This is a genomic window from Sphingomonas sp. DC4900 (assembly GCF_049896485.1).
GTDB lineage: Bacteria > Pseudomonadota > Alphaproteobacteria > Sphingomonadales > Sphingomonadaceae > Sphingomonas > Sphingomonas aquatilis.
In genome coordinates this window covers 274252-286534 of the sequence record NZ_JAFCUK010000004.1, presented here as the reverse complement: position 1 = coordinate 286534, position 12283 = coordinate 274252, and the positions used below count along the sequence as shown (strand labels likewise).

9 protein-coding genes are annotated in these 12283 nt (G+C 65.4%); 4 read left to right on the top strand and 5 right to left on the bottom strand.

Annotation, left to right across the window (positions count from 1 at the left end; translation table 11 throughout):
• A partial coding sequence (locus tag ACP690_RS07775) for a TonB-dependent siderophore receptor (RefSeq protein WP_426260705.1) occupies nt 1-1832 on the top strand: 1832 nt, incomplete at its 5' end.
• Between the two features lie 348 nt (nt 1833-2180).
• A complete protein-coding gene (locus ACP690_RS07770; RefSeq protein ID WP_426260704.1) occupies nt 2181-3296 on the top strand; it encodes an ABC transporter ATP-binding protein in 1116 nt (371 codons plus the stop codon).
• On the opposite strand, the gene ACP690_RS07765 is transcribed toward ACP690_RS07770, so the two are convergent.
• From ACP690_RS07765 to ACP690_RS07755, 3 genes are read right to left on the bottom strand one after another with little or no spacing between them, the layout of a single operon-like run.
• Complete coding sequence (locus ACP690_RS07765; RefSeq protein ID WP_294217190.1) at nt 3257-4120, bottom strand: carbohydrate ABC transporter permease; 864 nt, start codon at nt 4118-4120, stop codon at nt 3257-3259. The two genes, ACP690_RS07770 and ACP690_RS07765, sit on opposite strands and share 40 nt — an antisense overlap.
• A 14-nt stretch (nt 4121-4134) precedes the next feature.
• On the bottom strand, nt 4135-5031 hold the full coding sequence (locus ACP690_RS07760) for a carbohydrate ABC transporter permease (protein ID WP_426260703.1): 897 nt from the start codon (nt 5029-5031) through the stop codon (nt 4135-4137).
• A complete protein-coding gene (locus tag ACP690_RS07755) occupies nt 5028-6335 on the bottom strand; it encodes an extracellular solute-binding protein (RefSeq protein WP_426260702.1) in 1308 nt (435 codons plus the stop codon). Before ACP690_RS07755 ends, ACP690_RS07760 begins: the two co-directional genes overlap by 4 nt.
• 129 nt (nt 6336-6464) lie before the next feature.
• On the opposite strand from ACP690_RS07755, the gene ACP690_RS07750 reads away from it, so the two are divergent.
• Together ACP690_RS07750 and ACP690_RS07745 are read left to right on the top strand one after the other, a co-directional pair.
• Nucleotides 6465-9386, top strand: coding sequence for a TonB-dependent receptor plug domain-containing protein (locus tag ACP690_RS07750; RefSeq protein WP_426260701.1), 2922 nt, complete (start codon nt 6465-6467; stop codon nt 9384-9386).
• 67 nt (nt 9387-9453) lie between these two features.
• A complete protein-coding gene (locus ACP690_RS07745) occupies nt 9454-10215 on the top strand; it encodes a glycosyltransferase family 2 protein (RefSeq protein ID WP_426256023.1) in 762 nt (253 codons plus the stop codon).
• A gap of 1023 nt (nt 10216-11238) precedes the next feature.
• Here ACP690_RS07745 and ACP690_RS07740 read toward each other — a convergent pair.
• Together ACP690_RS07740 and ACP690_RS07735 are read right to left on the bottom strand one after the other, a co-directional pair.
• Nucleotides 11239-11643: a YbaN family protein gene (locus tag ACP690_RS07740; protein WP_426260700.1), complete on the bottom strand. Its 405-nt coding sequence runs from the start codon at nt 11641-11643 to the stop codon at nt 11239-11241.
• Nucleotides 11627-12256: a biliverdin-producing heme oxygenase gene (locus ACP690_RS07735; RefSeq protein WP_426260699.1), complete on the bottom strand. Its 630-nt coding sequence runs from the start codon at nt 12254-12256 to the stop codon at nt 11627-11629. The genes ACP690_RS07740 and ACP690_RS07735 overlap by 17 nt, the downstream gene beginning before the upstream one ends.
• Nucleotides 12257-12283: the final 27 nt, after the last annotated feature.

The following is a 12283-nucleotide window of genomic DNA, read 5'->3' as shown; positions in this document are numbered from 1 at the left end:
CATCCCGATCTCGCCGCCTGACACACCGCCAAGCGAACAGCCTAGAACACCAGGATGAGGGGTCCCTTTTCGACGCCGATCACCCCGCTAACGGGGTCCCTTTTCCACGCCGATCCACAGTCGGCGATCCGTCCGCCTCCATCAACCTTGTGCGCAAGCATGCCGACAAGCGTGAATGGGGCGGCTACCTCGAAGCGGCCGGTGGTAGCTGGGACACATGGCGGCTGTCGGGCGATCTTGGCGGAGCGGTCACGTCCGACGGCCGCCTGCGCGTACGCGGCGTCGGTCGGTACGAGGAGGGCAATTCATTCACCGACTTCTACAGCAACAAGAAGCTCGTCCTCTACGGCGTCCTCGAGGCGGACGTCACCAACGATACGCTCCTGCGCATAGGCTTCAGCCATCAACGCAACGAACCACATGGGGCGTTCTGGGGCAGCCTGCCGACCTTCTACAGCGATGGTACCATTGCGCGCTGGGATCGATCCAAGAGCACCGCTCAACCCTGGACCACATGGACCACGGTCAACCAGAACTTCTTCGCAACGCTAAGTCACGATTTCGGCCGTGGCTGGAGCCTCACTGGAAACTACAACCGGTTCCGCAACACGCAATTCACCGAGATCCTATACCTGTACGGCAACGTCGATCGCACGACGGGTCTCGGATTGGGCAGCAACCCCTATTCCGCCAACGGCGAGAGCATCCAGAGCAGCTACGACGCGCAGCTGAAGGGCAAGCTGTCGCTGTTCGGCCGTGACCACGATCTGGTGCTTGGCTATCTCAACAGCGAATTGAACCGCACGACGGTGAGCTATGCGCCGCTGAACGAGCTGGCACCACTCGGCAACTTCCTGTTCCCGCCAGCTGGCGACTTCATCAGTTGGAATGCCAACTCCTATGCATTTCCTGGCTTCTCGCAGACGGGCGTGGTCAACGAGGAGGAGCGCATCCGGCAGATCGGCTATTACGGCGCCCTGCGTCTCAATCCGACCGACTGGCTGAAGGTGATCGGCGGTGGCCGACTTGCGACATACCGGCAGAGCGGCCGCGCCTACGGCGTGGACCGTAACTACGGCAACAAAAACGTCTTCATTCCGTATGCAGGCGTCCTTGCCGACATCACCGCAAACCATCGCCTCTACGCCAGCTATACGACCATTTTTCTGCCGCAAAACGCGCAGGACCGCAACTTCGTGCAGCTTGATCCGATCAGGGGCAAGTCGTACGAGGTCGGCCTGAAGAGCGCCTTCTTCAACGAGGCCCTGCAGACGTCGGTCGCCCTGTTCCGGATCGAACAGGACAATCTAGCCCAGATAGACGGCGCGCCGATCACGAGGCCGGGTACCGGCTTGCCGTTCCAGCCGTATCGGGCGGCGGACGGGGTTGTCAGCAAGGGCTTCGAAGTCGAGGCGACAGGCAGCCCGCTAACCAACTGGAACATCAACGTCGGCTACAGCCAGTTTACCGCACGCGATGCCGCAGACGTCGATGCCAACACCGATCAGCCCCGCCGGCTTTTGAAGGCCTTCACGACCTATACCGTACCGGAGATACTGGGCGGTCTTACGTTCGGCGGAGGCGTCAACTACCGCAGCGCGGCCTATTCTATCGGTATAATACCTGGATCGACCACTCCGTTTCGCTTTGAGCAGGGTGGCTTTGCGGTAGTCAATCTCATGGCTCGTCTGGCGATCTCGGACCACCTCAATATGCAAGCCAACGTCGAGAACGTTCTCGACAAGACCTACTTCAGCCAAGTCGAATCGTTTAGTCAGTATCGCTACGGCCAGCCGCGCAACTTCACGGTCAGTGCAAGCTATCTGTTCTGATCATTGTGCGGCGCTCACGACTTACTTGCGGAGCACCGCCCCCTTCAATAACTGGTAAGGTTCGTGTCGACCCGTATACAGACATTCGCGGCTCGTTCGCTTCCCACCAAAATTGCGAGCTTGTTGATGATGACCGGGCCAACAACCTCCGACCGTAAGGCGGGTCGCCCTAACGGCTCTAAAGAGATTGGGGTAAAGTTGTAGCTCCTGACAGCCCTTAGCTCGCGCTCGAGGCTGGCAGCCCGAACGCTGATCCATGGTCAGCGCTCGCGTGTATAGCTGGCAACCGACTGTCGGGGTTGCGTAAAGAGGCTGAGGCGCCGATGCTGTTACCCGGAAGGGGACTAGGTGGCCAGCGTTACGGTAGAGGATCTGGCCAAGCGCTTCGGCGCGGTCACCGCGTTGCAACCGACCAGCCTGAGCATCGAGGACGGCGAATTTGTCGTCATCGTTGGTGCGTCCGGATGCGGTAAGTCGACGCTACTGCGCCTGATCGCTGGGCTGGAGGAGCCAAGTTCGGGGCGCATCACGATCGACGGGCGCGACGTGACCCATGTGGTCCCCGCGGACCGCGGCCTCGCAATGGTTTTCCAGTCCTACGCGCTTTACCCGCATCTGACGGTCGCCGAGAACATCGCCTTTCCGCTCAAGGTCGCGAAGCGACCGCGCGCCGAGATCGCGGCGCGGGTAAACGAAGTTGCCAAAGCACTGGAGCTCACCCCCCTGCTCTCGCGCCGCCCGCGCGCCTTGTCGGGGGGGCAACGCCAGCGCGTGTCGATCGCGCGCGCGATCGTCCGACGCCCGCGCGTGCTGTTGCTCGATGAGCCGCTGTCGAACCTCGACGCCGAGCTGCGTGTGCGGATGCGGCACGAATTCGCGCGCCTGCACGCGCAATTGCAGGCGACGATGATCTACGTCACGCACGACCAGCTGGAGGCAATGACGCTCGCCAACCGGATCGTGGTGATGAACGCGGGGCGCGTCGAACAGGTGGGTCCACCGCTCGATCTCTACGATGCACCAGCCAGCCTGGCGGTGGCGCGCGCGATCGGGTCGCCGGGAATGAACCTGCTCGCCGGCCGCGTGACGGATACGGACGCGGACGGTACGACGGTACAGCTGGAAGGAGGTGCGGAGGTGCGCGCCGCGGTACGCGCGGAGCCCGGAACCTCGGTAACATTAGGAGTGCGTCCCGAGCACCTGCTGCCGCGGGACGACGGCGTGTTCGCGGGCCCGGTCGAACTGTTTGAACGGCTGGGACCGCTGTCGTTCGTCCACCTGGGTGCGCGCGGATCGAGCGGGACGGTGGTGGCGCAGCTACCCGGCGACCGACGGGTTGTGCTGGGCGAGACCTTGCGGTTCGGCGCGGAGCCGACGCGCGTGCACCTGTTCGGCGACGACGGCGCGGCCCTCGCGCGGGTGGCTCAGCCCTTCACGCTGCCGCCGAGCAGACCGGTCATGTAGTAGCGCTGCAGCGCAAGGAAGATCATTAGCACGGGCAGCGTCGTCACCACGGCCGCCGCCATCATAAGCTCGCCGTCGCCCGAGTGCTCGCGTGCGATCGCAGCGACCGCGACGGGAAGCGTGTAGCGGTGCTGGTCGGTCAGGATGATCAGCGGCCATAGAAAGTCATTCCACGCGCCCAGAAACATGAAGAGCGCGAGCGTGACCGTGATCGGCGCCAGCAACGGCAGCACGATCGATATGAAGATGCGCCCCTCGCTCGCGCCGTCCAGCCGCGCGGCGTCGAGCATCTCGTCGGGAATTCCAAGCGTCGCCTGGCGCACGAACAGAATGGCGAAGATTCCTGCCAGGCTCGGCAGGATCAGCCCAGCATAGCTGTTCACCAGCCCCACTTCCTTCATCAAGAGGAACAACGGCAGCATCGCGACCTGCCCGGGAATGACGAGGCTGGCGATCAGCAACTTTAGCACGCGCGCCCGTCCGGTGAAGTGGAGCTTCGCCAGCGCATAGCCTGCGGGAACGGTGAGCAGCAGCCCGAACAGCGTCGCGAGCGCGGCAACGGTCAGGCTGTTCCATAGCGCGGGGACGATGCGATAATCGAACCACGCGCCGTCGATCTCTCGCCGGACCAGCAACTCGTAATAATTCTCCCACGACCAGCGGCTGGGCCAAAACGGTGAAGGCGAGTGGCTCGATTCTCCGCGCGGCATGAACGACACCGTCACCATCCATGCGAGCGGCAGCAGCGTGACCAGCGTCAGTAGCGCGACCGCCGCGTTGGCAAGCACCGCGCGCAGGCGGCGACGGGTGCGACCCGCGCTCATGCGCCCTATCGCGGTCACAACCACTCGTACCGTCGCCCGACGCGGGTCTGCACCCAGGTGACACATAATGTCAGAACGAACAGAATCAGCGCGACCGCGCTTGCCTGCCCCAGGTTCCACCATTTGAAGCCTTCGTCGAACATGAAGTATAGCACTGTCACCGTGCTCTGCGCTGGCCCGCCGAGCGTCATCACGTACGGTTCGGCGAACAATTGTAGAAAACCCGACACGCTCATTACGGCGGCGAGAAGCAGCGTCGGGCCGATCGCAGGCAACGTCACGTGGCGAAAACGTTCCCAACGCGTCGCGCCGTCGAGCCGCGCCGCCTCCATCAGATCCTGCGGCACCGCCGACAAGGCGGCGGTCAACACGATCATGTTGTAGCCGAAGATCTTCCACGTGACGAAGATCAGGATCGCGGGGATCGAGGCGTGCGGGTTGCCGAGCCAGTCGACCGCGGGCAGTCCGACGAGCTCCAACGCGCGGTTAAGAAGCCCGAAGCGGGTACCGAGCACGAATCGCCAGACCACCGCGGTCGCGACGACGCTGGTGACGTAGGGCGCGAACAAGGCAACACGCCAGATCGGCTTCCATCGTACCGTTGCGTCGTTCAGCAACAGCGCGGCGAACAGCGACGCGCCGATCGCCATCGGGACGCCTAACGCTGTGAACAGCACGGTGTTAGCGAGCGCGCGCCAGAACAGGGGCGTGGACAGCAGTCGGGCGAAATTGCCAGCGCCCACGAACGACAGGTTGTTCCAGCTCGCCAGCGCGTAAATCGAGTAATCTGTGACGCTGAGCGCGAGTGCGAGCGCGGTGGGCAGCAGGAACACGAGCGCGACGATCGCGAGAACCGGCGCGGTGAACAACCAGGCGGTAACCGCCTGAGTACGGGCGCGTCCCACGCTCACGTCAGCTTGCCCGCCTGCACCAGCGCGCGCCGCTTGGCCAGGATCGCATCGGCGCGGGCGTCGAGCGCCACCAATGTTTCCTCCACGCTCAGCAAACCTCGGATCGCACGCTCGGCATAGAGCGCCACCTGCTCGCGGATCTGCTCCCATTCGGGGATCGACGGGCTGTCGGCCACCGCGCGCGCCTGCGCCGCGAAGGGCGCGATCACGTCAGTAGGGAACGGCATTCCCGACCACGCTGCCTCGCGCGCCGGCAAACTGCCGATCAACCCGGCGAAGCGCTGCTCGCTCGCGGGCGCGGTGCAGTGGCGCAGCAGCGCCCACGCATCACCGGGACGGCGGCTGCGTGTCGACACGCACAGGGACACGTCGCGGGTCGAGATCGCACCCGGCCCGCCGGGGCCCGCGATCCGCGCGGTCCCCCAGCGATCCTGCGGCAGCTCGGCACTGCGTCGACGCATATCGAGCAACGTCGTCGGCCCGCTGTTCCAGATCGCGAACTGTCCTTGCGCGAAGGCGGCGAACTGGTCCTGCACCTCGGTGGAGGCAACGACGGGTGCGAAGCCGTCGTCGAACAACGACACGTAATAGGCGAGTGCGAAGCGCCCCTCGGGCGTCGCGAAATTGCCGCGCGTGTCGCGTTCGCGCAGCACGCGCCCGCCGACTTGCGTGAACATCGTCAGCAGGTCGTCGGGCCAGTTGAGCAGGAACAGGAAAACGTAATCATCGGGGCGCCGCCGCTTGAGCGCCGTTGCCATCCGGCGCCACCCGTCCCAGTCGCGGGCCGGCGCATCCCAGCCCGCGGCGGCGAGCAGGTCGCGGCGGAAGAATTGCACCCTCGGCGCGACCGACCACGGCACCGCATGCGGGGTTCGCGTGTCCGGCACCGCGCCGGGAAAGACCCCGTCGAGCATCGCGCGCGACGGCAGGGGCCGGATCGCGCCGATCATCGCAAACTCGTCGACCCAGCCGTTGGGAAGCATCAGGACGTCGGGCAGCGCATCGCCCGCGAAAGCGGTGAGCAGCTTCTCGTGGCTCGCGGTCCAGGGTAGCGACTGGACGTCGACCGTCAGCCCGGTTGCGGCGGTGAACTCCGTCATCAGGAACGGTGCATAATCGCCCTGATAGCTCATCGCCCAGAACGAGAGATCGGCCGGGTGCGCAGCGCAGCCGGCGGTGGCGAGCACGGCGACCGATCCGACGACGAATCCTCGGCGCCCGATCCGCGCATCCGTCGTCATCCTCGCCACGCGGGCATAATGGCAGGGAGCGCCGGCTGGCGCCACCCTCATCGTACCGGCCATGTCGTTGCCGTTGAAGCATTTTAGCATAGGCGTCGCCGCCGCGGCATGCCATGCACTTCGCGCCAAGGCGTCGCGTACCGGGGGAAACGGCCGCGCGGCGGAGAACGAAAAAATTCCTCAGGGGGAAGCATGCCGACATCCACCACGATCCGCCGTCCGCGCCTGCTTGCGGGAGCGGCCGCGGCCGCGCTGCTGCTATCCGCCGCAGCGCACGCGCAGGACATCGCAACTGTGCCGCAGAATGCGGCGAATGCGCCCGCCGCACCGGCTGCGTCGGCGGGTGACGGCGGCGACATCGTGGTCACCGGATCGCGCATCCGCCGTCCCGATTACGAGGCGCCGAACCCAATCGTCTCGTTCGATGCCGCCAAGATCCAGCAGTCTGGGCAGACCAACGTCACCGATTTCCTGCAGCGCGTCCCCGCACTCACCAACTCGCGCGACAGCACGCGTACCGCGGGCAACGCGCAGGCCGACGGCGCCATCGGCGATGCCGGCCTCAACCTGCTCGACCTGCGCGGGCTGGGGCCGAACCGTACTCTCGTGCTGGTGAACGGCCGCCGCCACGTGTCCGGCCAGATCAACACCGCCGCGGTCGACATTAACGCGATCCCGACCGACCTGATCGAGCGCGTCGACGTGCTGACCGGTGCGGCGAGCGCGGTGTACGGCGCCGACGGCGTGTCGGGCGTGGTCAATTTCGTGCTGAAACGTGATTATGACGGCCTTGCGATGCGCGGACAGGCGGGCATCTCGGAGCAGGGCGACGCAGGCAACCGCTTCGCCTCCGCGATCGTCGGGCGCAATTTCGCCGACGGGCGCGCGAATTTGACGCTCGCGTTTGAATATTATGCGCAGGATCCGCTCGCCAACGACGACCGCGATTATCTGCGAAGCGCGAACCGCTTCAACTTCGTCACCGCGGGCGGTCGGTATGAGCAGGAACCGGTGCGCGACATCCGCTACGGCGACAGCTCGACCTTTGGCTACGTCGACATCGCCGGGGTGCGCTATCGCGGCGACGGCGCGCTCTACACGCGCGGGACGCCGATCGGGTCCAGCTACTTCACCGCCGGCGGCGACGATACGCCGGTGGCGGGCTATATCGGCGATATTCTGTCGGCGAGCGAGCGGCACGCGTTCAACCTGCTGACCCATTTCGACGCCTCAGACGCGTTCAAGCTGACGCTAGAGGGCAAGTTCGTCCAGACGACGACGCGCACGCTCGGCTCGTACAGCGGCACGTACAACTCGGGCAACTTCTACCAGCCGTTCACGCTCGACAATCCGTTCATCCCCGCGACGATCCGCAACGCAGCGATCACGGCTGGGCAAACGACGATCGATATCAACCGCAACAACTTCGACCTGCCACGCCGCGGCGAGGAGGACCGCCGCCGCACGTGGCGCGGCGTGGTGGACGCGACCGGCGCGGTGAGCGAGCATGCCAGCTACGACATTTACTACACATACGGCCGCACCGACCTGCGCGCGACCAAGCTGAACGACCGGCTAGGACAGCGGTTCGCCGACGCGCTCGACGCCGTCAGTGGCCCGAACGGTCCCCAGTGCCGCTCGGCCGCGGCGCGCAGCGCGGGCTGCCTGCCGATCAACCCGTTCGGCGCCGACACCGCCAACCCCGCGGCGTTCGATTACTTCCTGTTCGATCCTGTCAGCGACGCGCGGATCGAGCAGCATGTGGTGAGCGGGTCGCTGTCCGGCGACTTCGGTCAGTTCTTCTCGCTCCCCGGCGGCGTGATCGAATTCGCGGTCGGCGGCGAATACCGCCGCGAGAGCAGCCGCTTCCGCCCGTCGCAGGCGCTGCTCGACAACATCTTCTACGAGTATGACGAATATATCATCCCGACGCCGACCAGCGGGAATTTCGACGTGTGGGAGACGTTCGGCGAGGTAAACCTGCCGCTGCTGAAGGACAGGCCGTTCGCGAACCTGCTGTCGGTCGGCGCGGCGGGACGTTATTCCAATTACTCGACGGTCGGCAGCACCAACGCGTATCAGTTTAACGCAATCTGGTCGCCAGTCGCGGACATCACCTTCCGTGGCTCCTACGGCCAGTCGGTCCGCGCACCGAACATCGGCGAACTTTTCCAGGCGGCGACCGGATCGGGCGATTTCGTCAGCGATCCGTGCTATCTGACGAACCGCGGCAACGGCACGCAATATCGCGCCGCCAACTGCCAGGCGTTGATCAGCGCCGCGGGGGGCAACGCGGCGACCTTCACTGCCGCCGCCGATCCGTTCGCCAGCATCTATCGCCCCGGCGTCCAGCGCGGCAATCCTAACCTGCGGGAGGAAACCGCGCGCACATGGACCGCCGGAGTCGTGTTCCGCCCCAGCTTCGTGCCGGGGTTGCAGATCGGGCTCGATTGGTACGACATCCGCCTGCGCAATGCGATCAGCCTGGCGAGCGCGACCGACATAGCCAATCTGTGCGTCGACCAGCCGACGATCGCCAACGTCTTCTGCGCCTCGCAGACACGGCAGCCGGGCTCCGGCTATATCAGCAGCTTCGTCGTCCAGCCGGAGAACGTCGCCGCGTTCCGTACCGCGGGCGCGGAGCTGAACGTGAGCTACGTCGTCAAGACCGCCAGCGCGGGGCGGTTCGACCTGCGGCTGGTCGGCGGCTACGTCAACCGGCTAGAGCAGATCGCGACGCCGGGCGCGGACGTGACCAACAACCTCGACCGCCCCTTTCGACCGCAGTGGAACGCGACCTTCTCGCCGACATGGTCGCTCGACGACGTCACCGTCAGCTACAATTTGCGTTGGCAGGATGCGGTACGCCGGTTCGACCGGGTTGCGACCGATGGCAATCCCGACTTCGTCGATCCGCGCTACTTCCGCTTCAAGGCGTTGTGGCAGCATGACCTCCAGGTGCAGCTGCGCACGCGTGACAACTTTGCGTTCTACGTCGGCGTCAACAACCTGACCAACCAGCTCCCCGACATCGGGTTCGAGACCAACGTGCCGATCTCGCCGATCGGACGCTTCTTCTACGCCGGCGCAAAGGTGGATCTAGGGCGGCGGTAAGCGGGCAAGCGGCGGCGAAGCGAGGAGCCACTGTCCTTGCCTCGGCGCGGCTTTCCCGTAATATGATATGGTGCACAACATCGCCGACCTGTTCGCAGTGGCTCAGCCGCTGCCCGCCTACGACGTCGTCATTCCCTGCCACGATCGCGCGCACGTCGTTGCCGACGCCGTGGAGAGCGTGCTGGAGCAGGATCACGCACCCGCGCGCGTAATCGTGGTGGACGATGGCTCGCGCGACGCGAGCGCGGCGGTGATCCGCTCGCTGGAAGTGCGTCACGGCCAGCGCATGATCGCGGCGACGCTGCCGCGCAACGGCGGCGCCTCCCACGCGCGCAACGTCGGTGCGGCGCTGGCCATGTCGCCGTGGATCGCGTTCCTCGACAGCGACGACGTTTGGCTGCCGGGTGCAGCCCGCGCTTTGCTGCAGGCGACCGAGAATAGCGACATCGTGTGCGGACACTTCCGCCGTGTAGAAGGCGACGCGCCACCCGGTGAGCCCGAGTGCGGCTGGTGGGGCGACGCGATCCGCGGCGCGCTCATCCACGGTGGAGTGATCGGGCCGTCGTGGTCGATCGTGCGCCGCGCCACCGTTTTCGCGGTTGGCGGCTTCGACCCGAGCTTTCACAATTGTAATGACTGGGATTTCTACACCCGTGCCGCAGCGGCAGGCGCTCGGTTTCGCCGCATCGAGGACGCGGTGGCTCTCTATCGCACCGTCGCCGGCTCGCGTTTGGTGAATGGTAGAGAAGTTGGCGCCGAAAACGCTCGGCGCGTGCTGTCGCACCCCTACCTGAACGAACAGCTGATCACGGCAAGCGCCTTCGAATAGCGGACAGACCGCAATTCACCATCAGCGGGCTTTCACCCCCTGCCCTGCCGCCTGAACGAACGTCCGGTTTGTCACGATGGACGCCCGAAAGCGGACGGGCCGCAATCCACCACCGGCGGGCGTTCGAGCCCCTGCCCCGCCGCCTGAACGAGTGGCCACTTACCGGCGATCGCCTACCAAAAGCGGACAGGCGGCTTTCCTCCCAGCTTCTCCTTAACGGATGGCAAATAGCGGGCTCATATCGTCATGCACGCGGGTACAGGCCGTGTGTACAAACCGATGGGCAAGCGACCCACGAGAACCGCAGAAATACGTGCTTTCCTGCTGGATGAACGCCTCCCGTAGGGGTCACCAGCCGGTCGCTGGAATGGCGCAAATGCGCGATTCGGGATGGGTTGGACAAACGGTAGGCAAGGCGGTTAGGCAAAGTCGTGACCCGCGCTCGTCCGAAAATTGGCTGACGAACTTGTCGATCGCTGCTTGGGCACGCTATGCCTGGGCTGCATCCGCCGCGTAAGTTACAACTTCCGCGTGCCCTTTCCAGCCACCCACCGCCTTCATCGCTACTGCGTAGCTTCGATCGCGACCATGTGCCGGGCAATGGCTTTTCGCAGGCCATACGCCGTGCATTGCGGTAAGACTGCCTCGTCGCACCACTAGCGCATATTGTTGCCCTGCCCTGCCCGGCCACGGTGAACGGCTGCCCGTAATCGTTGACCAGATAGCTCGTCAGGCCGATGTTCGGTGTCGCGGCGATGGCAGCGAGCAAATCCGGCACCATCGGCAACCACAGGTCCGCCGCGGTTTTGCTGGCCCGATAGTCAATCTTGGCCCGTGTCCACTTGGGACGTCAACGCCGCGATCTATGATGCCTGCGGCCCGCTGCGGCCGTCGCGGAAGAGCTCGCTGGCGAGCGGGTAAAGGACGAGCCTGAACAGCGTCCGAATGCGAGAGCGTGGCTGATCGCTCGAGCACAACAACCCGACGACGGACGAAAGCTACACACGCACCGTCTAAGCCGCGTTATCGAGACGACGTCCCCGGCCGGGTACAAATGTAAACGGCGCAGCCCGACATGATGAGCGCTACGACGGACAGCACGCTGACGGTTGGATGCGCGACCGCGACGAAGATCGCATAGCCCGACGCCATGCCGCCACAGGCCAGCCCCTTGGCCCGGCGGCTCATGGCGCCGTCACGCCGCCACGCGCGCAAGGTCGGGCCGAAGCGCGGATGATTGAGCAGCCACGCCTCCAGCCGGGGCGAGGAACGGGCAAAGCATGCCGCCGCCAGGATCAGGAAGATCGTGGTCGGCATCAGCGGCAGCAACGCGCCGACGATCCCCAACCCGACGCAGAATACCCCCAGCGCCAGCCAGCCGAACCGGATCGCCCGCCTCACTCGGCCCCCGTCACGCAAAGCTGGCATCCGCCAGTCTCCGCGCATAGAGGAAGGCGTCGCGCGCGCCGCCCAGCATCAGCGCGTCATCGACCTGATCCAGGTCCAGCGCATCGATCGCCGCCGTGAAGTGCTTCCAGGCCTTTGCGCGCCCGTCCGGGTGCCCGGCGAGGTGACGCGCGCCGAACGTCTCGTCGAGCCCCAGGGCCGCCGCGCGCTTCAACAGCGACGCCGCGCCCAGCGTCGATCCCTCGGCGACCCACAGCCAGCCGATCGCCGTGGCGGCGTCGACCCGGGCGATGTGGAGCGGCCGAGCCCCTTCATTCTCCGGCGGCGACCGACCCAGATCCTCCAGATCCTGTCTTACGCGGTCCAGCCGCCGCCGGGCGGGCAAATCCAGCGTCGCCGGGAGTGGCAGTGACCGCGAGTAGAGCCCCTCGATGGCGCGATGAAAGCGATACTGCATCTCCAAAAGCCGGACATAATGATCGCGGTCCTGAAAGGGCTCGGCCGAGATGATCCGGTTGTCCAGCCCGTCATGCGCACTGCGCGTGGCCTGCATCAGCCGCTGCGAACGGGATATCGGCCGGGCGGACGCGGCCATCGGGACGCTCGGCTGGGGATGGGACGCGATCGGGGTCATGGCGATACTCCTGAAAGAACGGGAAAG